21 protein-coding genes are annotated in these 21,312 nt (G+C 62.7%); 11 read left to right on the top strand and 10 right to left on the bottom strand.

Translation table 11 applies throughout. The features are described from left to right. Positions 1 to 25: 25 nt before the first annotated feature. The 4 genes from cysQ to AC5J09_RS06220 form a co-directional block, all read right to left on the bottom strand. Complete coding sequence (gene cysQ, locus AC5J09_RS06235) at positions 26 to 865, bottom strand: 3'(2'),5'-bisphosphate nucleotidase CysQ (RefSeq protein ID WP_324763832.1); 840 nt, start codon at positions 863 to 865, stop codon at positions 26 to 28. Then, positions 862 to 2,763 (bottom strand): bifunctional sulfate adenylyltransferase/adenylyl-sulfate kinase NodQ, encoded by a 1,902-nt coding sequence (gene nodQ, locus AC5J09_RS06230; RefSeq protein WP_018097134.1) that lies wholly within the window; start codon positions 2,761 to 2,763, stop codon positions 862 to 864. Before nodQ ends, cysQ begins: the two co-directional genes overlap by 4 nt. Then, on the bottom strand, positions 2,763 to 3,662 hold the full coding sequence (gene cysD / locus AC5J09_RS06225; protein WP_100670571.1) for a sulfate adenylyltransferase subunit CysD: 900 nt from the start codon (positions 3,660 to 3,662) through the stop codon (positions 2,763 to 2,765). Before cysD ends, nodQ begins: the two co-directional genes overlap by 1 nt. A gap of 207 nt (positions 3,663 to 3,869) precedes the next feature. Next, a complete protein-coding gene (locus AC5J09_RS06220; protein ID WP_324763833.1) occupies positions 3,870 to 5,099 on the bottom strand; it encodes an ROK family transcriptional regulator in 1,230 nt (409 codons plus the stop codon). A gap of 223 nt (positions 5,100 to 5,322) precedes the next feature. Here AC5J09_RS06220 and AC5J09_RS06215 point away from each other — a divergent pair, with 223 nt between their 5' ends. The 6 genes from AC5J09_RS06215 (at position 5,323) to AC5J09_RS06190 (ending at position 11,571) form a co-directional block, all read left to right on the top strand. After that, positions 5,323 to 6,561 carry an extracellular solute-binding protein gene (locus tag AC5J09_RS06215; RefSeq protein ID WP_018097137.1) on the top strand — a complete coding sequence of 413 codons (1,239 nt, stop codon included), beginning with the start codon at positions 5,323 to 5,325 and terminating at the stop codon, positions 6,559 to 6,561. 244 nt (positions 6,562 to 6,805) lie between these two features. Next, on the top strand, positions 6,806 to 7,687 hold the full coding sequence (locus tag AC5J09_RS06210; RefSeq protein ID WP_100670577.1) for a carbohydrate ABC transporter permease: 882 nt from the start codon (positions 6,806 to 6,808) through the stop codon (positions 7,685 to 7,687). Next, positions 7,687 to 8,532 (top strand): carbohydrate ABC transporter permease, encoded by an 846-nt coding sequence (locus tag AC5J09_RS06205; protein ID WP_324763834.1) that lies wholly within the window; start codon positions 7,687 to 7,689, stop codon positions 8,530 to 8,532. Before AC5J09_RS06210 ends, AC5J09_RS06205 begins: the two co-directional genes overlap by 1 nt. Further along, positions 8,529 to 9,554 carry an SIS domain-containing protein gene (locus AC5J09_RS06200; protein ID WP_324763835.1) on the top strand — a complete coding sequence of 342 codons (1,026 nt, stop codon included), beginning with the start codon at positions 8,529 to 8,531 and terminating at the stop codon, positions 9,552 to 9,554. Before AC5J09_RS06205 ends, AC5J09_RS06200 begins: the two co-directional genes overlap by 4 nt. Continuing rightward, the gene (locus AC5J09_RS06195; protein ID WP_324763836.1) at positions 9,551 to 10,492 is read left to right on the top strand and encodes a PfkB family carbohydrate kinase; all 942 of its coding nucleotides are present in this window, start codon (positions 9,551 to 9,553) and stop codon (positions 10,490 to 10,492) included. Before AC5J09_RS06200 ends, AC5J09_RS06195 begins: the two co-directional genes overlap by 4 nt. After that, positions 10,489 to 11,571 (top strand): ABC transporter ATP-binding protein, encoded by a 1,083-nt coding sequence (locus AC5J09_RS06190; RefSeq protein WP_324763837.1) that lies wholly within the window; start codon positions 10,489 to 10,491, stop codon positions 11,569 to 11,571. The genes AC5J09_RS06195 and AC5J09_RS06190 overlap by 4 nt, the downstream gene beginning before the upstream one ends. A 41-nt stretch (positions 11,572 to 11,612) precedes the next feature. Here the strand turns inward: AC5J09_RS06190 and AC5J09_RS06185 are convergent, their stop codons facing one another. From AC5J09_RS06185 to AC5J09_RS06160, 6 genes are all read right to left on the bottom strand, one after another. After that, positions 11,613 to 12,473, bottom strand: a complete 861-nt coding sequence (locus tag AC5J09_RS06185; RefSeq protein WP_324763838.1) for an IclR family transcriptional regulator — start codon at positions 12,471 to 12,473, stop codon at positions 11,613 to 11,615. Then, a complete protein-coding gene (locus AC5J09_RS06180) occupies positions 12,470 to 12,853 on the bottom strand; it encodes a RidA family protein (protein WP_275598974.1) in 384 nt (127 codons plus the stop codon). The genes AC5J09_RS06185 and AC5J09_RS06180 overlap by 4 nt, the downstream gene beginning before the upstream one ends. A 36-nt stretch (positions 12,854 to 12,889) precedes the next feature. Beyond that, on the bottom strand, positions 12,890 to 13,657 hold the full coding sequence (locus tag AC5J09_RS06175; RefSeq protein ID WP_324763839.1) for an amino acid ABC transporter ATP-binding protein: 768 nt from the start codon (positions 13,655 to 13,657) through the stop codon (positions 12,890 to 12,892). Positions 13,658 to 13,670: 13 nt separating this feature from the next. After that, complete coding sequence (locus tag AC5J09_RS06170; RefSeq protein ID WP_324763840.1) at positions 13,671 to 14,330, bottom strand: amino acid ABC transporter permease; 660 nt, start codon at positions 14,328 to 14,330, stop codon at positions 13,671 to 13,673. A 5-nt stretch (positions 14,331 to 14,335) separates the two neighbouring features. Beyond that, on the bottom strand, positions 14,336 to 14,998 hold the full coding sequence (locus tag AC5J09_RS06165; protein ID WP_026168824.1) for an amino acid ABC transporter permease: 663 nt from the start codon (positions 14,996 to 14,998) through the stop codon (positions 14,336 to 14,338). A gap of 63 nt (positions 14,999 to 15,061) precedes the next feature. Continuing rightward, positions 15,062 to 15,904, bottom strand: a complete 843-nt coding sequence (locus AC5J09_RS06160) for a transporter substrate-binding protein (protein ID WP_102764196.1) — start codon at positions 15,902 to 15,904, stop codon at positions 15,062 to 15,064. Between the two features lie 157 nt (positions 15,905 to 16,061). On the opposite strand from AC5J09_RS06160, the gene AC5J09_RS06155 reads away from it, so the two are divergent. From AC5J09_RS06155 to AC5J09_RS06135, 5 genes are all read left to right on the top strand, one after another. Then, the gene (locus AC5J09_RS06155) at positions 16,062 to 17,120 is read left to right on the top strand and encodes a D-TA family PLP-dependent enzyme (protein WP_324763841.1); all 1,059 of its coding nucleotides are present in this window, start codon (positions 16,062 to 16,064) and stop codon (positions 17,118 to 17,120) included. A 266-nt stretch (positions 17,121 to 17,386) separates the two neighbouring features. After that, positions 17,387 to 18,412: a sulfate ABC transporter substrate-binding protein gene (locus AC5J09_RS06150; protein WP_324763842.1), complete on the top strand. Its 1,026-nt coding sequence runs from the start codon at positions 17,387 to 17,389 to the stop codon at positions 18,410 to 18,412. After that, positions 18,409 to 19,275: a sulfate ABC transporter permease subunit CysT gene (cysT, locus tag AC5J09_RS06145; RefSeq protein ID WP_180980771.1), complete on the top strand. Its 867-nt coding sequence runs from the start codon at positions 18,409 to 18,411 to the stop codon at positions 19,273 to 19,275. The genes AC5J09_RS06150 and cysT overlap by 4 nt, the downstream gene beginning before the upstream one ends. Continuing rightward, on the top strand, positions 19,265 to 20,140 hold the full coding sequence (gene cysW, locus AC5J09_RS06140) for a sulfate ABC transporter permease subunit CysW (RefSeq protein ID WP_018097152.1): 876 nt from the start codon (positions 19,265 to 19,267) through the stop codon (positions 20,138 to 20,140). The genes cysT and cysW overlap by 11 nt, the downstream gene beginning before the upstream one ends. A gap of 15 nt (positions 20,141 to 20,155) precedes the next feature. Beyond that, positions 20,156 to 21,259: a sulfate/molybdate ABC transporter ATP-binding protein gene (locus AC5J09_RS06135; RefSeq protein WP_494297184.1), complete on the top strand. Its 1,104-nt coding sequence runs from the start codon at positions 20,156 to 20,158 to the stop codon at positions 21,257 to 21,259. The last annotated feature ends 53 nt before the right edge of the window (positions 21,260 to 21,312 follow it).

Here is a 21,312-nt window from a genome sequence, read left to right as displayed (position 1 = left end):
AACGCTACGGCGGACATCTCGCTGTTCACAACAGCGCGTAAGCCGGCGAAAGACCCTCGGCACCGGACAGGTGTAGCAAGGACATATCCGCCCAGGCGATGAAGTGCGGGTTTGCGAAGGCGCTGTCCTCCTCCTGCACCGTCTTGCCGTACAGGAGGCGCGAGCCGTCCAAGCGAACGACCGATCCGCCGGCAGCTTTCAGCACCGCGTCGCCGGCGGCCGTATCCCACTCCATCGTGCGGCCGAACCGCGGATAGACGTCCGCCTTGCCTTCCGCCAGCAGGCAGAATTTCAGCGACGATCCCACGGAAGCGTAATTCATCACGCCATGGCCGGTGAGGAAGGCCTCGGTCTCGGAACTGTTGTGCGAGCGGCTGGCGACCGCCGTCAGTTCCGCACCCCGCATCCGCACGCGGATCGGCTGCCGGTGCTCGAGTGCCCATGCGGGATCGAGCAGAAGCTTTTCCGCCCTGCCGCCATCGGCGACATAGGCACAGCGCTGCGCGGGTGCATAGACGATGCCGGCAACCGGCACATTGCCCTCGATGAGGGCAATATTGACGGTGAAGTCGTTGCGGCGATTGATGAATTCCTTCGTGCCGTCGAGCGGATCGACGAGAAAGAACGTGCCGCCGCTAATATCCGGGACGCGGCCCGAGGAAACAGACTCCTCGGCAACCACGGGGATGTGCGGAAACGCCGCCGCAAGTCTCTCGAGAATGATCGCTTCGGCCCGCTCGTCGGCCTCGGTGACGGGCGATTGATCGTCCTTGTAGCAGACTTGGGGACCGGCGTCGTAGACGTCGAGAATTGCCGCACCCGCATCGAGCGCCATGCGCTCCAGCATTTCGCAAAGGGGCGTCATTTCTCCTCCATCCTGCGGTCAAGGAATTCCTCGATCGCGAGCGCCAGGTCGGTCGGTTCGTGGCCGACGGTGCGTATATGGAGTTCCGGATTTTCCGGGGCCTCATAGGGCGAGGATACGCCAGTGAAGTTCGCGATCTGGCCGGCGAGGGCCTTCTCGTAGAGCCCCTTCGGATCGCGGCGCGCACACTCGTCGAGCGGCGTGTCGACGAAGATCTCGATGAACTCGCCCTCCTCCATCAATTCCCGCGCCATGCGCCGTTCGTCGCGGAACGGCGAGATGAAGGAGACGAGAACGATCAGACCGGCATCGGCCATGAGCTTGGCCACCTCCGCCACGCGGCGGATGTTCTCTACCCGGTCCTCCTCGGTAAAGCCGAGGTCTCGGTTGAGGCCGTGACGTACATTGTCGCCGTCGAGCAGGTAGGTGTGCTTGCCCTGGGCGTGGAGGATCCTGTCGAGCTCGTTCGCGATGGTCGATTTTCCGGAGCCGGAAAGCCCGGTGAACCAGAGAACGGCAGGGAGCTGATTTTTCATGGCGCTGCGCGCGCTCTTGTTCACCTCGAGCGCATGCCAGTGGACGTTGTCTGCGCGCCGGAGCGGAAAATCGATCAACCCAGCACCGACCGTGGCATTCGTCACCCGGTCGACGATGATGAAATTGCCCGTCGCCCGGTTGTCCTTGTAAGCGTCGAAGGCGATCGGAGCCTGTGTCGAGATGTTGCAGACACCGACTTCATTCATCTGCAGCGACTTCGCCGCCTCACGGATGAAGCTGTTGATGTTGACCTGGTGCTTGAGCGTGGTGACCGTCGCGCTGACGCTGTCGGTCTCCGTGCGCAGGATGTAGCTTCGTCCCGGCATCATCGGGTTCGCATCGAACCAGATCACATGCGCCTGGAACTGGTCCGCCACGAAGGGCCGGGCACCGGGGGCGACGAGCATATTGCCGCGGGACGCATCCACCTCGTCAGAGAGAACCAGCGTCACCGCTTCGCCTTCCCCTGCCGTCGCAAGCTCCCCGTCGTAGGTCACGATCGCCTTGACCGATGTGCGCTGCCCCGTCTTCGCGACGACGACCGGATCGCCCACGGAAATCCTCCCGCAGGAGATCTGCCCGGCATAGCCGCGAAAATCCGCGTTCGGCCGCATGACCATTTGAACCGGGAAGCGGAAAGGCTTTGCCTGGTCCGTTGGCTCGAGTTCTACCGTTTCCAGATATTCGAGCAGCGCCGCCCCTCTGTACCAGGGCGTATTGGCCGAAGCCGAGATGACGTTGTCGCCGTCGCGCGCCGAGATCGGGATCGGCCGTATGCTGGCAAAACCGAGCTCTTTGGCGAAAGCCATGTAGTCCGCGACGATTTCCTCGTACACCTGCTGTTGAAAATCGACGAGATCGATCTTGTTGACGGCCAGCACGACATGGCGGATGCCGAGCAGCGAAGCGATATAGGAATGGCGCCGGGTCTGCTGGAGAATGCCCTGCCGGCTGTCGATGAGGATGATGGCGAGATCCGCCGTCGAAGCTCCGGTCACCATGTTGCGCGTATATTCCTCGTGGCCGGGCGTATCGGCGACGATGAACTTGCGTTTGGACGTGGCAAAATAGCGATAGGCCACGTCGATGGTGATGCCCTGCTCGCGCTCGGCCTCAAGCCCGTCGAGAAGCAAGGCGAGATCGATTTCCTTGCCGTTGGCGGCGCCGGGAGAGCCGACGCGCCCGAGGTTCGCGAGCTGGTCCTCGAAGACCAGCTTCGCATCGTAAAGCAGCCGCCCGATCAGGGTCGATTTGCCGTCGTCGACCGAACCGCAAGTGATGAATCTGAGGATCGACTTGTTGTCGTGCTCGGCCAGATGCGCTTCAATGTCATGCGGCGGTATGGATTGAACATACGACATCAGAAGTAGCCCTCCCGCTTCTTTTTCTCCATCGCCCCGACTTCATCCGTGTCGATCAGTCGGCTCTGCCGTTCGGACGTGCGCACCGTCAGCATTTCCCGCAATATCTCGGGAACAGTGACGGCGTCGGACTCGACCGCCCCGGTCAGCGGATAGCAGCCAAGCGTGCGGAAACGCACCAGCTGTCGGGTAACCTCCTCTTCGGGCTGGATGGGCATGCGGTCGTCGTCGACCATGATCAGCATGCCGTCTCGTTTGACAACCGGGCGCCTGGCCGCGAAATAAAGCGGCACGATCGGAATTTCTTCGCGCAGGATGTACTGCCAGATATCGAATTCGGTCCAGTTGGAGAGCGGGAAAACCCGCATCGTCTCGCCTTGCCCGACCCGCGTATTGTAGGTCTTCCACATCTCGGGCCGCTGGCGCTGGGGATCCCAGCCGTGCTGTGCGCTGCGGATCGAGAAGATGCGTTCCTTGGCCCGCGACTTCTCTTCGTCGCGCCGCGCGCCCGCGAGCGCCGCGTCGAAACCGTATTTCTCGAGCGCCTGCCGGAGCCCCATCGTCTTCATGACATGGGTGTGCACGTTGGAGCCGTGGGTAAAAGGGCCTATGCCCTGATCTATCCCGTCCTGATTGACGTGAACGAGGAGATCGAAGCCGAGCTCTCGCGCCATCCGGTCGCGAAACTCGATCATTTCCCGGAACTTCCATTTGGTATCTACATGCAGGAATGGAAATGGCGGCTTGGCGGGGTAGAACGCCTTCATCGCCAGGTGCAGCAATACCGAGGAGTCCTTGCCGATCGAGTAAAGCGCGACCGGGTTTGAGAATGTTGCAACAACTTCTCGAATGACATGGATCGCTTCGGCTTCGAGCCGCCGAAGATGGGGAAGAGACATATCGCAATCCCTCTGATTTTAAATAATAAAAATGGCATGCAAATAAAAAAGTAGCCGCCTGCGAAATGTTGCAGACGCAATCAAATAATCGTGCAGCAGTTAAATGTGATCCCGCCGACTGGTGCGCATTTAAGCGCTATATCGGCAATATTTCAAGTAAGAATAACAATCCTTATTTCCGCGAGCGATTCGGCGCCCCGGCAGCGCTCAGGGCAACCCCACGGCCCGCGTCTTCAGGATCGCCGAGAACCGCGGATCGAAGGTCCGACTGATCGGCTCGGCCGCGGCACCGATCGCAACCGCCCACGGGTCCGTGAAACCCAGTTGCAGCCGCGGCGCGCTGCGTTGCCTCCGCTCGGCGATCGATGGCAGCAGCGGGTGGAGAGCGTCCATGAGAAGGCGGGCGAGCCCGGACGGCATGCCGCCGCACAGAATGATCGTCTGCGGATCGAAAACCGTTTCGAGCAACTGGATCGTCGCCCGCAATTCGAACGCCGCGTCTGCGATCCAGGCAGCTACGCGACGATCCTTCGAACAAGCAATGGCGTCGATGCGACCGTAGAGATCGCCATCGGCGGGATCGATCTCGAGAATCTTGCACAGCGAGGCGATCGATATGCGATGCTCCAGCGGTGCCCTCCCGTCGTCGGCGCCGCCACGCGGCCTGCTCAGAATCATGCCGATCTCGCCGGCATTGCCATGCGAGCCGCGATAGAGTTCGCCATTGAGGATCAGCCCCGCTCCAAGCCCGTAACCGAGATAGACGCAGAGGGCGTGGTCCACTCCATGGGCAGCGCCGACCATCTTTTCCGCGGTCGCGGCCGCCGCCGCGTCGTTCTGGAGGCGCACGTCGAGACCGGTCCCCGCCGAGAGCCTTTCAAGCAAGGGAAAGCTTTGCCAGGCAGCCATCATCCAGGGATCGTCGGCCTCGGCGTCGACGCCGAACGGGCCGGGCATAGCAACACCCAGACCAACGAGACGGTCCCTGGATTGCGGTGCGATGGCCGAAAGTTCCTGCCGTGTTTCGTCGATCAACGTCAGTATGGCCCCGACACCCGTCTCAGGACCGCCGGCTGGCAGGATTACCTCGTTGCGGGCGAGGACTGTGCCGACCAGGTCCACGGCGACCGTGCGCGTCACGTGGCGGTCGATCTGAAGACCGATGGCAAAAGCGCCCTCCGGCACCAGCCGATAGGGCGTCGATGGCTGCCCCCGCCCCTTGCGCACCGCGGCAAGCGACGCCACGAGCCCGTCGTTCTCGAGCTCCTCGATGATGTTGGAAACGGCCTGCTTGGTGAGTGCGGTCGCACGCGCCAGGTCGGCCCGCGACAAGTGCCCGTTCAGCCGCAGAGCGTCAATCATGACGCGGCGGTTGTGTGCGCTCGCGCCTTCCTGATTGGTGCCGCTCTTCGCCCGGATCGGGCGGATCTCGTTCATGAACAAATCCTCTTGACACATCTGGACTATTGAACAAGAAATAAGTCAAGACAATTGACTTATTAAGAGGTCGAAGAACCTCGGGGAACGAAAGCGGCCCGAAATGCCCGCGAACGCTCCGGTTTGATTTGTCGATGGCGGCCGCGGAGAAGCGGCGGAATTCCTGTTCGGCGCGCGGCAGGCGCGCAGCGAAGACTGCAACGGTCAGCTACTGGAGGCGACAATGTTGAAATCCACCCGCAACGCTTTGATCGGCGCGACCCTCATCGGGGCTGGCTTCACCGGCCATGCCCAGGCCGAGACGACGCTGAACGCGCTGTTCATGGCACAGGCCGCTTATAGCGAGGCCGATGTCCGCGCCATGACGGAGGCTTTCGCCAAGGCCAACCCGGACATCAAGGTCAATCTCGAATTCGTTCCCTATGAGGGACTGCACGACAAGACGGTGCTCGCCCAGGGTTCCGGCGGCGGCTATGACGTCGTCCTCTTCGACGTGATCTGGCCTGCCGAATACGCGACCAACAACGTCCTCCTCGACGTTACGGACCGCGTCACGGACGAGATGAACAAAGGCGTCCTGCCGGGAGCATGGACGACCGTGGAATATGACGGCAAACGCTACGGAATGCCGTGGATCCTCGACACGAAGTATCTCTTCTACAACAAGGAAATCCTTGACAAAGCCGGTATCAAGGAACCGCCGAAGACCTGGGAGGAACTTGCCGAGCAAGCCAAGGCGATCAAGGACAAGGGGTTGCTCGAAAGCCCGATCGCCTGGAGCTGGTCTCAGGCGGAAGCGGCGATCTGCGACTACACGACGCTGGTCAGCGCCTATGGCGGCAAATTCCTCGACGGCGGCAAGCCGGCCTTCACCACCGGCGGCGGGCTCGATGCGCTGAACTACATGGTAACGAGCTACACGTCGGGGCTCACCAACCCGAACTCGAAGGAATTCCTCGAGGAGGATGTACGGAAGGTCTTCCAGAACGGCGAAGCCGCCTTCGCGCTCAACTGGACCTACATGTACAATCTCGCCAACGATCCCAAAGAGAGCAAGGTGGCCGGCAAGGTGGGCGTCGTTCCGGCCCCGGGCGCTGCCGGCAAGAGCGAGGTTTCGGCGGTCAACGGCTCCATGGGGCTCGGCATCACCGCGACCAGCAAGCACCCCGAAGAAGCCTGGAAATACATCGTCCATATGACCTCGCAGGAGACGCAGAACGACTATGCCAAGCTGAGCCTTCCGATCTGGGCCTCTTCCTATGAGGACCCCGAAGTGACGAAGGGCCAGGAGGAACTGATCGCTGCCGCCAAGCGCGGACTTGCCGCCATGTATCCGCGCCCGACGACGCCAAAATATCAGGAGCTTTCGACCGCCCTGCAGCAGGCGATCCAGGAAGCACTGCTCGGCCAGTCTTCTGCGGAAGATGCCCTGAAGAGTGCCGCCGAGAACAGCGGTCTCTGATGACGGCTCGATCGGTCGCGGACGCGTTCGCCGTCCGGGCCGGCGCCCCAGCGCGCGGTCGGTGCGGCGACGGCGTTTCCTCGTCATTCCTGTGCTTGTCACAGCGATCCTTCGGCGCCGCGTCTGCGGCGCTGAAGGAGCTTTCAGCCCAGGAACCTGGGCTGGCTGGTTTCCTGTGACAGGCACAGGAATGAGGGTCCTGATTGCGTATTGCCGGTAGCTACCGAAGAAGAGGTTTCAATTCATGACCGGCACCTGGATTTCGACCCGCGCTTGGCTTCTGATGTTGCCGCTCCTCGTGGTGATGACCGCCGTCATCGGCTGGCCGCTCGTCGACACCGTTCGGCTCTCCTTCACAGATGCGAAGCTCGTCGGCACCGAGGGCGGTTTCATAGGACCGGCGAACTACATCAAAATGCTGACCGGATCGAACTTTCAGCGGGCACTCGTCACCACGACCTGGTTCGCAGTCATTTCGGTTGCCGCAGAAATGGTGCTCGGCGTCCTTGCCGCGCTCCTTCTCAACCAGCAATTCCGCGGGCGAACGGCGCTTCGTGCATTGATGATCCTGCCGTGGGCACTGCCGACGGTGGTCAACGCGACCCTCTGGCGGCTCATTTACAATCCGGAGTATGGCGCGCTCAATGCCGCGCTGACGCAGCTCGGCCTCCTCGACAGCTATCGCTCCTGGCTCGGCGAGCCGGGAACGGCGCTCGCCGCGCTGATCGTCGCGGATTGCTGGAAGAACTTTCCGCTGGTGGCGCTGATCGCACTCGCCGCGCTCCAGGCCGTGCCGCGCGACATCACCGCTGCATCGCTCGTCGATGGGGCCGGTCCGTTCAACCGTTTCCGCTTCGTCATCATGCCCTATCTCGCCGGCCCGCTGCTGGTGGCGCTGGTGCTGCGAACCATCGAGGCCTTCAAGGTCTTCGACATCATCTGGGTGATGACGCGCGGCGGACCGGCAAACAGCACGCGCACGCTCTCGATCCTCGTCTATCAGGAAGCGTTTTCCTTCCAACGCGCCGGCTCCGGCGCGTCGCTTGCACTCATCGTCACCCTGCTCGTGACAATTCTTGCCGCCGCCTATGCGGCGCTCCTCCGAAAGGCCGCCGGAGCTTCGTGATGGAACGCCAAAGCCCCCTCTTTTCCCTCTTCATTCATGCGAGTGCCCTGCTTCTGGCCGTGGTCATCCTCGCGCCGGTCGCCTGGCTGTTGATCATGAGCATTTCGCCTGCCGCGGACCTCAGTGCCAAGCCGCTGGCCTGGTGGCCGAGCGACATCGACCTCTCGCGGTACCGCACGCTGTTGTCGGCTGTCGAAAACAGTGCCGGTGCGGCCTTCATCGCCTCGCTCCTGAACAGCCTCAAGGTCGCTGGAATGGCGACGCTCGCCGCTGTGGCCGTTGCCGTTCCGGCCGCCTGGGCCGTGTCGCGCACGCCGGCCGTCGCCTGGTCGCTCTATGCCGTAATCGCCACCTATATGCTGCCGCCTGTCGCCCTTGCCGTGCCACTCTATATGGGTCTTGCCTATTTCGGCCTGCTCAATTCCGTCTTCGGCCTGGCGCTCGTCTACCTCACAATTCTCGCCCCTTTCACGACCTGGCTCCTGAAATCGGGCTTCGATTCCATACCGCGGGAGATCGAGAGCGCGGCGATGATCGACGGCGCGCGGCTGGACCAGATCCTGAGGCTCCTGACGCTGCCGCTTGCCGCCCCTGTCATGGCGACCTCTGCGCTCTTCGCCTTCCTGCTCGCCTGGGACGAATTCTTCTACGCGCTGCTCTTCACTTCCGACCAGCGCGCCAAGACCCTCACGGTCGCCATCGCCGACCTCGCCGGCGGCCGTGTTTCGGATTACGGGCTGATCGCAACCGCCGGGGTCCTTGCCGCCCTGCCTCCGGTGTTGATCGGCCTTATCATGCAAAGAGCCCTGATTTCCGGGCTCACCAGCGGCGGCGTCAAGGGATGACCATGAGCATATCGAAGGACCGCCCGGCAGGGCTCATTGCAATCGACCGGGAGATGGCGCGCCAGCATGCCGACGCGATCGCTTCCTACGAGGGAGCGACGGCCACAGCGCAGCGGATCGCCGCATCGCTGAAAGCGACGGGCCGACTCCTGCTTCTCGGCATGGGCGGTTCGCATGCCGTCGGCCGCGCCGTCGAACCGCTCTATCGCGCCCTTGGCATCGAGGCGGTCGCCGTCCCGCTTTCCGAACAGCTCGGCGAGCCGCTATCGATCGAAGGCAAGACCGTTCTCGTCACTTCGCAATCGGGCGAAAGCGCGGAAGTGCTGCGCTGGTTCCGCGAAACGGACGGGGGCACAAGCGAGACATTCGGGCTGACGCTCGAAGAGGACGCCTTCCTGGCCAAGGCCGTGCCTTCGCTCGTCGGATCAGGCGGGACGGAGCGGGCCTTTGCGGCCACGCGCAGCCTGACGGTGACCTTTGCGCTGCACCTGGCGGTCCTCGCCGCCCTCGGCGCCGACCCGGCCGACGCACTTCACGCCCTTACGGATCCCGAGGCGCCGGCAATCGACGGCGCGCTCGCGATGCTCGCCGATGTCGGCGCGATCGTCACCTCCGGCCGCAAACTGCAGGGTCTCGCCGAAGCGATCGCCCTTGGGCTTACGGAACTCTCACGTCTGCCCTGTTTTTCGCTCGAAGGCGGGCAGTTGCGCCACGGACCGATGGAAATGCTGGGGCCTCCTGTCGGCGTCGTCCTCTTCCGCGCCGCCGATCCGACCGCCAAGCTCGTCGGAGCCATGGCAACCTCGGCAGCCGAAGCCGGCTCGCCGGTTATCGTCTTCGACGCATCGGGCGAGCCTCCGGCCGCGGGTGCCACGACAATCCCCTTCAAGCCGGCGGCCGGCATGGCCGCGATCCTCGCCATGCTTCCGGTCGCGCAATCCCTGATGATCGCCTTTGCCGACGCCCACGTCGAAAACGCCGGGACGCCGGTGCGATCCACCAAGGTCACCCGGAGCGAATGACGATGCGTCCGCTTGCAGCCATCGGCAACGTCAACATCGATCTGATACTCGGCCCGGCCGAACCCTGGCCGAAGCCCGGCACCGAGGTCATCGTCGATCATGACGAACTGCGCGTCGGCGGCTGCGCCGGCAACAACGCTCTTGCCTGGGATTCGCTCGGCGTGGATTATGTGATTGCGGCCAATGTCGGCAACGATCAGTTCGGCACCTGGCTGAAGGAGGCGTTCGGGAAGCGCTCGCACGACTGGCCGGTGGAAGCGGTCGGCACGACGCTTTCGGTGGGCATCACCCACCCGGATGGCGAACGCACCTTCTTCACGACGCGCGGCCATCTGCCGCTGTTCAGCTTCCCGCAAGTGCACTCGATGCTAGACGGCAACCGACTTCGAGGCGGCTATGCGCTGCTTTCCGGTTCCTTCCTGACGGACGCGCTCACCCTTGCCTACGACGCGCTTTTCGACTGGGCGGACGCCCACGACATCGCAGTGGGCCTCGACACCGGGTGGCCGCTCGAGGGCTGGACGGAGACCAACCGGCTCAAGACGCTCGGCTGGCTGAAACGCTGTCATTGCGCCCTCTTCAACGAGGTGGAGACGACCACGCTTACGGGTCTGTCCGACCCGGCGGAAGCCGCGCTGAGCCTGAAGGGCGAAATGCCTGCGGACGCCATCGTCGTCGTCAAGCGCGGGCCCAATGGAGCGCTCGCCATCGATCGGGACGGCGGAATTTTTTCCGTTCCGGCGCCGCAGGTTCAGGTCGTCGATACGATCGGCGCCGGCGACGTCTTCAATGCGGGCTTCCTGGCGGCACTCGCCGCCGACATGCCGCTCGAAGCCTGCCTCAAGACCGGGGTTGCGATCGCCTCGGAAGCGATCTCCACCCTTCCGCGCCGCTACGGCAAGCCCCTTTCTGCCTTTCTCGAGGAATCCATGCGATGAGCGCTCTCGAAATCCGCAACATCCACAAGCGCTACGGCGAAGTGGAAACGCTGAAGGGCATCGACATCGCGCTCGAAAGCGGCGAGTTCCTCGTGCTGCTCGGTTCCTCCGGCTGCGGCAAGTCCACGCTGCTCAACATCATTGCCGGGCTTGCCGAACCGAGCGACGGCGACATCCTGATCGGCGAGCGTTCGGTCCTCGGAGTCCATCCCAAGGATCGCGACATCGCGATGGTGTTTCAGTCCTATGCTCTCTATCCGAACCTGAGCGTCGCCCGAAACATCGGTTTCGGCCTCGAAATGCGCCGCGTGCCGCCGGCCGAGCGCGACAAGGCGGTGCGCGACACCGCAAGGCTGCTGCAGATCGAGAACCTGCTCGACCGGAAGCCGGGCCAGCTTTCCGGCGGCCAGCGCCAGCGCGTCGCGATCGGCCGGGCCCTGGTGCGCAACCCCGAGGTGTTCCTCTTCGACGAGCCGCTGTCGAACCTCGACGCGAAGCTCCGGATGGAGATGCGCACCGAACTCAAACGCCTGCACCAGATGCTGAAGACGACGGTCGTCTATGTGACCCACGACCAGATCGAGGCGATGACGCTCGCAACCCGCATTGCCGTGATGCGCGACGGCCGCATCGAGCAGCTCGCCACGCCGGAAGAGGTCTACGACCGCCCCGCAACACTCTATGTCGCCGGCTTCGTCGGCTCGCCGCCGATGAACATTCTAGACGCCGAGGTGACCGCAAGCGGCCTGAAGCTCGACGGCTGCGAGGAGGTGCTTTCCCTGCCGGCAGCCTTTAACGGGGCCGCCTCGGCAGGACGGCGCGTGAAGGTCGGCATTCGTCCGGAGGCATTGCGGCTCGCAGCCGGGTCAGCGGCTCGGCGATTGACCGCGCATGTCGAGGTTGTGGAACTCACAGGGCCGGAACTCGTGACCACGGCCACAGTCGGCAGACAGCGCATCACCGCCTGCCTGCCGCCGCGCACGGCAGTCGGAATGGGATCGGCTCATGCCTTCACCTTCGACGAGACGGCTCTGCATCTGTTCGATCCGGAAAGCGGCCGTTCGCTCAGAATGGAATAGAGAGAAGGGCGATCTACCACCACCAGATGCGGAGGCGGCTGTCACCGTCCGGCAGCCGCTCGTGCAGAAGCCTCCCGGTCGCGGCGATAGCCAAGCTTCTCGGAGAGCTCGCCAGCTCCGTCGATCAGCACGCGGAGATAGGCCTCGCGATTGCGTAGACCGTCCTCTTTCGGTGCGACGAGGCAGAGCGTCGCGATGCAGACCGCTTCCGCGTCGTAGACCGGGACGGCGAAGCAATGGGTGAAGCTGTCGACGATGCTGTTGAAGGTGAAATAGCCTTCCTTCTTGGCTTTGCGGACTTGAGCGATGAATTCGGAGGGCTCGAGGCGCGTGCCATCCGGCAGGACGAAATCCTCCTGCGGTATGAAGGCCAGGATTTCCTCGTCGCTCATGTGATCCACCAGGAGACGGCCGGATGCGGTCCACGGAATGGCGACCGGTTCGCCGATATTGGTGGAGATTCGGAACGGGCGGCTCCCCTCGTTCATCAGAACGACGGCATATTTGTCGCCTTCGAGCTGGCACATCTGCGCCGTCTCGCGCGTCTCCTCGGCGATCCGCCCCAGAAGATGCTCGCTTTCGCGCATCAGGTCGAACTGTTCGGCATAGGCCGCGCCGAGGAAATAGAGCTTGCGCCCGAGAAAGACGCGGCCGTCATCGCCGCGATATTCGATGATCCCCTGGCGGACGAGCAGGTTGACGAGCTCATAGACCGACGAACGCGGCGCGCCAATCCCTTGCGCGATCTCGTTGGGGCGCAAGGGCTGACGCTGCAGACGCAGGAAATCGAGGATTTCGAAAGCCCGGTCGAGACCCCTAGCCCTGCGATTTATCGTGTCTTCCGCCTCGGCCACCGCGCCCTCCTTGCCGCTTCTATTCCGGTCCTTCAGAATTGACCTCAATTAGCCTTGTAGGCGACGCAGTCAACTTCGACCTTGCAGTCGACCATCATGCGCGACTGAACGCAGGCGCGGGCCGGCGGGTTGGCGCCGAAATACTCCGCATAGACGCCGTTGAAGGTCCAGAAGTCACGGGGGTCGTCGAGCCAGACGCCGACACGCACAACATCTTCGAGCCCATAGCCGGCTTCGTCCAGGATTGCGATCATGTTCTCGATCGCCTTGCGGCTTTCGGCGACGATTCCGCCGCCGACGATCTCGCCCGCCTCCATGGCGACCTGACCGGAAACATAGAGCCACCCGTTCGCCTCCACGGCGCGTGCAAATGGCAGGGGCTGCTTGCCCGCACCGGTTTCGCCCGTTCCATAACGCTTGATCGTCACGCTTCACTCCACTTCTTCATCAAATTCATTGCTTGCTCAGTTGAACGTCGAGGTCTTCAAAAACTCCGCCAGGCGTTCGGTCCTTGGTTTCAGGAACATCTCGCGCGGATCCCCCTCCTCGCCGATGCGCCCCTCGTTCATGAAGATCACCCGGGACGAGACCTCGTAGGCAAAGCGCATCTCGTGAGTGACGATCAGCATGCTCATCCCATCCTCGGCGAGACCCTTGATGACCTGCAGCACCTCGTTGACGAGCTCCGGATCGAGCGCCGAAGTGACCTCGTCGAAGAGCATGAGCTTCGGATTCATGGCGATGGCACGGGCGATCGCCACGCGTTGCTGCTGGCCGCCGGAAAGCTGCCCCGGATAATGATCCTTGCGCGAGAGCAGGCCGACCCGGTCGAGCCATTTCTCGGCAAGCACCCTCGCCTCGTCGCGGCTCATCTTTTTCACTTTGACAAGCCCGAGCATGACATTGGCCGCGGCGGTCATATGCGGAAACAGGTTGAACTGCTGGAAGGCCATGCCGGTCAGTGCGCGCTGACGGGCGATCTCCCGCTCGGGCTTGCGCCGGCGGGCGCCTCCTGCCGTCTCGTAGCCGATCTCCTGGCCGTCGATGGCGATCGTGCCGCCCTGAAACTCCTCCAGCATGTTGATGCAGCGAAGCATCGTCGTCTTGCCCGAGCCGCTGGAGCCGATGATGCTGATCACCTCCCCCTGGCGCATCGAGCAATCGACGCCCTTCAGCACCTCGACCGTGCCGTAGCGTTTGTGAAGATCGCGGATTTCGAGAAGGTTGGTCATGGGATTGCGAGCCTCACGATGGAACGGCGGTCTTGCGCTCGACGTAACGGCCAAAGCGCTCGATGCCGTAATTGATGACGAAGTAGAGAAAGCCTGCGAAGAAATAGAATTCGAGGCTCATGAAGGTGCGGGAAATCACTTCCTGCGTCCGCAGCAGCAACTCGCTTACGCCGATGATGGAAAGCAGCGTCGATGCCTTGACCATCTCGGCCGCTGTGTTGACCCAGGCAGGAAGTGCCTGCCGCAAAGCCTGCGGGGCAAGCACATAGGCGAAGGTTTGCGCAAAGGTCAAACCGATCGCCTTGGCGGCTTCGGTCTGTCCCTTTGGGATCGACTGCAGCGCGCCACGCACCAGTTCGCCGACATGCGAGCTGCAGAAGACGGCAAGGGCCAGAACACCGGCCTGGAACGGTCCGAGATCGATGCCGATCGTGCTCAGGACGTAGTAGCTTGCGAGCACCAGGACGAGCACCGGCGTGCCGCGGATGAAATCGGTGTAACCGCGCACGACCCATTTGAAGGGACGAAACCCGTAGACGAGCGCCAGACCGACGAAGACACCCAGCACGGTGCCGACGACGATCGAGAGAAGCGATATCGAGACGGAGACGCCGAGCCCTTTGAGGAGCGGTATCCGGGCAAGCCAGAGCTGGTCGAGAAACGAGAAATCCATGACGGTCACCTCGGCACTGCAAGACGCCGCTCGGCGGCGCGCATAAGCGCGGCCAGCAACGAGCAGGTCGCGACATAGAGGCAACTCGCAACGATCCAGGTCTCGATAACGCGGAAGGTCTCGACGTTGATCTTGCGTGCCTCGAAAGTGAGTTCCGGAACCGCGATCGCGGCGGCGAGCGAGGTGTCCTTGAAGAGCGAGATCATCGTACTGCTAAGCGACGGCAGGACGCTGCGCAGCATCAGCGGAATGATGATCGACGTGCGTATCTGCATCTCCGTAAGCCCGATCGCGAGCCCCGCCTCGCGCTGGCCCGGCGGTATGGCGATGAGGCCGCCGCGAAACACTTCGGCAAGATAGGCCCCCGAGTAGATTGCAAGCGTCGCGACGAAGCTCTCGATCTTGCCGAGACGGACTCCGAGTTCAGGAAGCGCGAAATAGCTGAAGAGGACGAGGACGAGGATCGGCGTGTTGCGGATCACGGTGACGTAGAGCCCGGCAGGCTTGCGCAGCAATGCCCTTCTGGAAACGAGCCCAAAGGCCGTGATCAACCCGATCACGCAACCCGCGAGGATCGCGACAAATGCAAGGCCGAGGCTGAGCGCCAGACCTTCGAGAAGCAGGTCGAACGAGCGCCACACGGCCGCGAAGTTCAAGGAATATGTCATGGAAGCAGCCGTTTCGTGGAACAAGGCAGCTCCACCAAGAGGCGGAGCCGCCATTGGCAGGGCTCACTTGTACTCGATGGGGAAACCGATCTGCGGCGGGGTGAGGTCCTTGCCGAACCAGGTCTTGAACGACTTCGCATAGAAATCGAATTCGACACCGGTCATGGCTTCGTGCAGCGCCGTGTTGACGAAGTTCAGCCAGTCCTGATCACCGCGCCGGACGCCGCAGGCATAGGTCTGCGGGTTCCAGCCATAGCCGGCGTCCTTATAGCGCCCCGAGTTCTGGGTCATGTACCAGGCGAGCGAGGACTGGTCGGTCGCGGCGGCATCGGCGCGGCCGGATTCGAGCGCCTGATAGATCAGGTCGACGGATTCATACTGGTCGACCGTCGCCTCCGGCAAGGCCGCATGGACCATGTCCTCGGCATAGACGTTCTGCAATACGGAAATCGTCACCGAAGAGCCGGCAGCTTTCAGCGCTTCATAATCGGCATACTCGCCGTCCGCCTTCAGCATCAGGCCGACGCCTTCCCGGTAGTAAGGGATAGTGAAGGCGATCTGCTGAGCGCGTTCCCCGGTAACCGTCATGAATTGGCAGGTGATATCGACCTTGCCGGTGGTGATGTTCGGAATACGAGCATCGGACGACTGGTTGACGAACTCGATCTTCTCCGGGTCCCCGAAGAGCGCCTTTGCGATGATGCGGCCCATGTCGACGTCGAAACCCTGGAGCTTATCTTCGGCGCTCTTGAAGTGCCACGGCGCGTTGGTGCTGCCGGTGCCGAGTATCAGATGGCCGCGGCTCAGAATCTCATCGAGCTTGCTCGATGCCTGTTGTGCTTGCGCCGGCATGGCCGCCAGCACGGCCGCGATGAAGCTCGCGGCGACCGTGAATTTGCTGATCATTGAAAGACCTCCCCTTTCGCTCCCACTCGTATATTCCGGTATAATGGACATGCGTCCTGAATAACGGATTTACCCATCAAATGCCTTGGGCCATTACTTGTCAAGCAGGATCGGCTACATTCGCCGCCGATCCACTTCGCATCGAGGAAACGCCCGCATGACACTGCCGATCGAAACCCCCGCCGTGCTGGTCGATCTCGATATCGCCCGGCGCAATGTCCTTGCGTTTCAAGCCTATGCCGACCGGAACGGCATCCGCGTGCGCCCGCACATAAAGACCCACAAGCTTCCGCAGATGGCCGAGCTGCAGCTCGATGCAGGGGCGATCGGCATCACCTGCCAGAAGGTGACGGAGGCGGAGGCGATGGTCGACGGCAGCGTCCGGATCGAGGATGTGCTGATCACCTACAACCTCCTCGGGACCGAGAAGCTCGCGCGGCTCGCGCGACTGAACGAAAAGGCGACGGTCAGCGTCGTCGCGGACAATGCGACCGTCGTCGACGGGCTCGCAGCTTTCTTCGCCGATGCCGGCAAGCCCTTGACCGTACTTGTCGAATGCAACACCGGGGCAGATCGCTGCGGCGTCGGGACTCCGTCCGAGGCGGCGCGCCTTGCCCGGCGCATAGCCGAGGCACCGGGGCTGCGCTTCGGCGGATTGATGACCTATCCGCCGGCCGATGGCGCCGCACGCGTCCAGACCTTCATGAGCGATGCGAAGCGGCTGATCGAGGCAGAGGGGCTCGAAGTTCCGTGCATTACATCAGGGGGCACGCCCGGTATGATGCAGGCAGCCGAGGCGCCGATAGCGAGCGAGCACAGGCCGGGTACGTATATCTATAACGACCGGTCGCTGGTTGCCCGTGGCGTGGCGTCATGGGACGACTGCGCCCTCACCGTTCTCGCGACCGTGGTCTCGGTTCCCAGCGAAAACCGGGCGATCATCGATGCCGGCAGCAAGGTCCTGACCTCCGACCTGCTGGGTCTCACCGGCTACGGCCACGTGCTCGGCCGCGACGACATACGTATCGATCAGCTCTCCGAGGAGCATGGCCGCCTTGTCTCGGACGGTCCGATCGGGCTAAAGGTCGGCGAACAGGTCCGCATCGTTCCGAACCATGCCTGCGTCGTGACCAACATGGTCGACGCGGTCCACGTCATCGAGAGCGGCATGCCAAAAGGAACATGGACGGTCGTCGCCCGCGGCCGCGTCCTTTGAGCGGGCTCCCGGTCACGACCGCGCTCGGCGAGCCTTAAGAGCCCGTTGGGGAGCCGAAAACCATTAGTCCACAATTTTAGTGCATTTCTAAAATGTCGTGCTATTTTATCGGCGGCAGAGAGCCAAGACCGATAACGGGCACGGCATTCTTTCAGCAGCTCGCATATTGACAGGACTTTTCAAGAAACCGCCTCCAGGCGTCATAAGTTTGCGTTGAAGTAGTCTACCAAATCGATAGCTTTATCTGGCAAAAGATGGAGGTCGAAATGAGCTCGAATAGTCTTGCCGGAATAGTCAAATTAGCGCTTATCGTCGGAAGCCTGCAGCTTGGCTCGATTGGCCTCGCGGCTGCGGACACGACGATCCTGAACGTGTCCTACGACCCGACTCGGGAACTTTACAAGGAGTTCAACGCGGCCTTTGCCGAAAAATGGCAGGCCGACACCGGCGAAACCGTGACGATCCAGACATCGCATGGCGGTTCCGGCAAGCAGGCCCGTTCGGTCATCGACGGGCTGGAGGCCGACGTCGTGACGCTGGCCCTCGAAGCGGATATCGACGCGATCGCCAAGGAAAGCGGCAAAATTCCCGCCGATTGGAAGTCCCGCTTCGATAACAACAGCGCGCCTTATACCTCGACCATCGTCTTCCTCGTCCGCAAGGGCAACCCCAAAGGAATCGAGGATTGGGGCGATCTCGTCAGGGAGGATGTGCAGGTAATTACGCCCAACCCGAAGACTTCGGGTGGCGCTCGCTGGAACTTCCTGGCCGCCTGGGCCTGGGCACGTGCCGCCAATAACGGGGACGATGCGAAGGCACAGGAATATGTGGCGCAGCTCTTCAAGCATGTGCCGGTTCTCGACACCGGCGCGCGCGGCGCGACGACCACCTTCGTCCAGCGCGGCCTTGGCGATGTGTTGCTGGCCTGGGAAAACGAAGCCTATCTGTCACTGGAAGAGCTGGGCCCCGACAATTTCGACATCGTCACGCCGTCGATCTCGATCAAGGCGGAGCCCCCCGTTGCGCTGGTCGATGGCAACGTCGACAGCAAGGGTACCCGCAAGGTCGCCGAGGCCTATCTCGACTATCTCTACAGCGATGTCGGGCAGAAGATCGCGGCCAAACACTACTACCGGCCGTTCAAGCCTGAACTGGCGGATCCCAAGGACACCGCGCGCTTCGCCGAATTGAAGCTCGTCACGATCGACGACTTCGGCGGCTGGAAGGAAGCTCAGCCGAAGTTCTTTGGCGATGGCGGGGTCTTCGATCAGATCTACAGGCCGGGGCAATGATATCGATGGCCGCTCGCAGCAACACGCGGTGGCGGTTTCGGCAGCCGAGCGTCATTCCGGGTTTCGGATTGGCGCTCGGCGTGACGCTGGCATGGCTCACCATCATCGTTCTCATTCCTCTCTCCGGACTGCTGTGGCGCTCGAGCGGCCTCGGATGGTCGAAATTCGTGGAACTGGCGCTTGACGAGCGCACGGTCAACGCATTGACGATCAGCTTCGGCACGGCCTTCATCGCCGCCGTTGTCAACCTGGTCTTCGGCGTGCTCCTCGCCTGGGTTCTCGTGCGCTATCGCTTCCCCGGCAAGCGCGTGATCGACGCCATGGTCGATCTGCCCTTCGCCCTGCCGACCGCGGTCGCCGGCATTGCGCTCACGACGCTTTATGCGCCGAACGGCTGGATCGGCTCGCTGCTCGCTCCGCTCGGCATCAAGATAGCCTTCACTCCGGCCGGGATCGTCGTGGCGCTGATCTTCGTCGGGTTGCCCTTCGTCGTGCGTACCGTGCAGCCGATCATGGAAGAGATCGACAAGGAAGTCGAAGAGGCGGCTGCGACCCTCGGCGCCACCCGCTTCCAGACGATCAGCCGGGTCCTGTTGCCCGGTCTCCTGCCTGCCGGGTTGACCGGCTTCGCACTCGCCTTTGCCCGCGGCGTCGGCGAATATGGTTCGGTGATCTTCATCGCCGGCAACCTTCCCTATGTCTCGGAGATCGCGCCGCTTCTGATCGTCATCCGCCTCGAGGAATTCAACTATCCGGCAGCAACCGCGATCGCCGCGGTAATGCTCCTGCTTTCCTTCATGATGCTGCTGGTCATCAATGTGATCCAGGCGTGGAGCAGACGGAGATATGGTTATGGCGCATGATGCCGGCTACGCTTCTAATACGCTTGTGACGGCTGCAACCTCGGAAACGCCGCTTTCACGCGTTGTCCTGACCGCCGTTGCGCTTGGTTTCGTCGCGCTCTTCCTGCTTCTGCCGCTCGCCACGGTGTTCATCGAGGCGTTCCGCAAAGGAGCGATGGAGTTCTTCACGGCGCTTGGCGACCCCGAGACCTTTTCCGCGATCCGTCTGACACTGCTCGTCGCGGGGATCGCCGTGCCGCTCAATCTCGTCTTCGGGGTGGCGGCCGCCTGGGCCATCGCGAAATTCGAGTTCAAGGGCAAGGCGTTTCTAACGACGCTGATCGACCTGCCCTTCTCCGTTTCACCAGTGATCTCCGGCCTCGTTTTCGTGCTGCTATTCAGCTCTCACAGCGCGCTCGGGCCGATCCTGCAGAGCTACGGCATCCAGATCCTCTTTGCCGTTCCGGGTCTCGTGCTCGCCACCGTCTTCGTGACCTTCCCCTTCGTCGCGCGTGAATTGATCCCGCTGATGCAGGAACAGGGAACGGCCGACGAGGAGGCGGCACTTTCGCTCGGCGCCACCGGCTGGCAGACCTTCTGGCATGTGACGCTTCCCAATATAAAATGGGGCCTGCTCTACGGCGTGCTTCTCTGCAATGCCCGCGCCATGGGCGAATTCGGTGCGGTCTCGGTCGTGTCCGGCCATATTCGCGGGCAAACGAACACCATGCCGTTGCAGGTCGAAATCCTCTACAATGAATATAATTTCGTCGCCGCCTTCGCGGTGGCGGCGCTCCTGGCGCTCCTGGCGCTGGTAACGCTCGTTTTGAAGACTGCTCTTGAACTTCGCTACAGCGACGAGATCGCTGCCAGCCGCAGGCACTGAAAGGTCCAGACCTCCATGGAAGTCCGCGTCCAGAATATTCGCAAGGAATTTGGCCGTTTTCCCGCGCTCGAGGACGTTTCCCTCGACATCCGCTCGGGTGAACTGATCGCGCTCCTCGGCCCCTCCGGCTCCGGCAAGACCACGCTGCTCAGGCTGGTCGCCGGGCTCGAAAGCCCGACCGAAGGCACGATTTTCTTCGGCGACGAGGATGCGTCGAAGAAGACCGTGCGGGAGCGAAACATCGGCTTCGTTTTCCAGCATTATGCGCTTTTCCGCCACATGACGGTGCTCGACAACGTCGCTTTCGGTCTGAAGGTGCGGCCCGCCAAACGACGGCCGACGGCTGCCGACATCCGCCGCAGGGCGCTCGACCTGCTGGAACTCGTGCAACTCTCCGGACTGGAGAAACGCTACCCGGCCCAGCTTTCGGGCGGGCAGCGCCAACGCGTCGCACTCGCCCGCGCCATGGCCGTCGAACCCAACGTTCTGCTCCTCGACGAGCCCTTCGGCGCGCTCGATGCGCAGGTGCGCAAGGAGCTGAGGCGGTGGCTGCGCGAAATCCACGATCGCACCGGCCACACCACGATCTTCGTCACTCACGACCAGGAGGAAGCACTCGAGCTTGCCGACCGCGTCGTCGTGATGAGCAAGGGCGCGATCGAGCAGGTCGGCACGCCCGACGAGATCTATGACCATCCGGTCTCGCCCTTCGTCTACGGCTTCATCGGTCAGTCCAACTGCCTCAACGTCACCCTCGCCAATGGCGAAATCTGGCATGAGGACCGCCCGATCGGCCTTCGTGCCGGGAACGAACCGGACGGCGCCGCAACCCTCTATTTCCGCCCGCACGACGTGGAACTCATCGACGGCTGCGGCGGTTGCCTCGCCGGCCTCGTCACGGCCAGCCGGCGCGTGGCGGGCACCCGGCATCTGGAACTCGACCTCGGACGTACGCACCCTCCGGTCGAGATCGAGCTGCCGCCGGAACGCGCCGCCTCCACCGACCACACGCGCATCGCCTTCCGGCCGACGCGATGGAAGCTATTCCGCAAGGGCGGACAAAAGGAAGCACCGCCGATAGAGGCGGAGGCGCCGGTGCTCGCGGCCACCGGCACGTGAGGCGGTGAACCCGGGCTTTGGAAGCGCGGATTCGCCCGGTCTGGACGCCGGGC

This window comes from Sinorhizobium sp. (genome assembly GCF_059070375.1).
Note: the sequence above shows the minus strand (reverse complement) of the source record. Positions and strands in the feature narration are given on the sequence as shown.

Excerpts from the sequence above, each read along its gene's own strand:
- AC5J09_RS06215 (WP_018097137.1), top strand. The coding sequence starts at position 5,323 with ATGTTGAAATCCACCCGCAACGCTTTGATCGGCGCGACCCTCATCGGG.
- AC5J09_RS06135 (WP_494297184.1), top strand. The coding sequence starts at position 20,156 with ATGGAAGTCCGCGTCCAGAATATTCGCAAGGAATTTGGCCGTTTTCCC.
- AC5J09_RS06165 (WP_026168824.1), bottom strand. The coding sequence starts at position 14,998 with ATGACATATTCCTTGAACTTCGCGGCCGTGTGGCGCTCGTTCGACCTG.
- cysQ (WP_324763832.1), bottom strand. The coding sequence starts at position 865 with ATGACGCCCCTTTGCGAAATGCTGGAGCGCATGGCGCTCGATGCGGGT.
- AC5J09_RS06155 (WP_324763841.1), top strand. The coding sequence starts at position 16,062 with ATGACACTGCCGATCGAAACCCCCGCCGTGCTGGTCGATCTCGATATC.
- AC5J09_RS06175 (WP_324763839.1), bottom strand. The coding sequence starts at position 13,657 with ATGACCAACCTTCTCGAAATCCGCGATCTTCACAAACGCTACGGCACG.
- AC5J09_RS06170 (WP_324763840.1), bottom strand. The coding sequence starts at position 14,330 with ATGGATTTCTCGTTTCTCGACCAGCTCTGGCTTGCCCGGATACCGCTC.
- AC5J09_RS06220 (WP_324763833.1), bottom strand. The coding sequence starts at position 5,099 with ATGAACGAGATCCGCCCGATCCGGGCGAAGAGCGGCACCAATCAGGAA.
- AC5J09_RS06190 (WP_324763837.1), top strand. The coding sequence starts at position 10,489 with ATGAGCGCTCTCGAAATCCGCAACATCCACAAGCGCTACGGCGAAGTG.
- AC5J09_RS06200 (WP_324763835.1), top strand. The coding sequence starts at position 8,529 with ATGACCATGAGCATATCGAAGGACCGCCCGGCAGGGCTCATTGCAATC.
- cysT (WP_180980771.1), top strand. The coding sequence starts at position 18,409 with ATGATATCGATGGCCGCTCGCAGCAACACGCGGTGGCGGTTTCGGCAG.
- AC5J09_RS06195 (WP_324763836.1), top strand. The coding sequence starts at position 9,551 with ATGACGATGCGTCCGCTTGCAGCCATCGGCAACGTCAACATCGATCTG.
- AC5J09_RS06150 (WP_324763842.1), top strand. The coding sequence starts at position 17,387 with ATGAGCTCGAATAGTCTTGCCGGAATAGTCAAATTAGCGCTTATCGTC.
- AC5J09_RS06210 (WP_100670577.1), top strand. The coding sequence starts at position 6,806 with ATGACCGGCACCTGGATTTCGACCCGCGCTTGGCTTCTGATGTTGCCG.
- AC5J09_RS06205 (WP_324763834.1), top strand. The coding sequence starts at position 7,687 with ATGGAACGCCAAAGCCCCCTCTTTTCCCTCTTCATTCATGCGAGTGCC.
- nodQ (WP_018097134.1), bottom strand. The coding sequence starts at position 2,763 with ATGTCGTATGTTCAATCCATACCGCCGCATGACATTGAAGCGCATCTG.
- cysD (WP_100670571.1), bottom strand. The coding sequence starts at position 3,662 with ATGTCTCTTCCCCATCTTCGGCGGCTCGAAGCCGAAGCGATCCATGTC.
- cysW (WP_018097152.1), top strand. The coding sequence starts at position 19,265 with ATGGCGCATGATGCCGGCTACGCTTCTAATACGCTTGTGACGGCTGCA.
- AC5J09_RS06160 (WP_102764196.1), bottom strand. The coding sequence starts at position 15,904 with ATGATCAGCAAATTCACGGTCGCCGCGAGCTTCATCGCGGCCGTGCTG.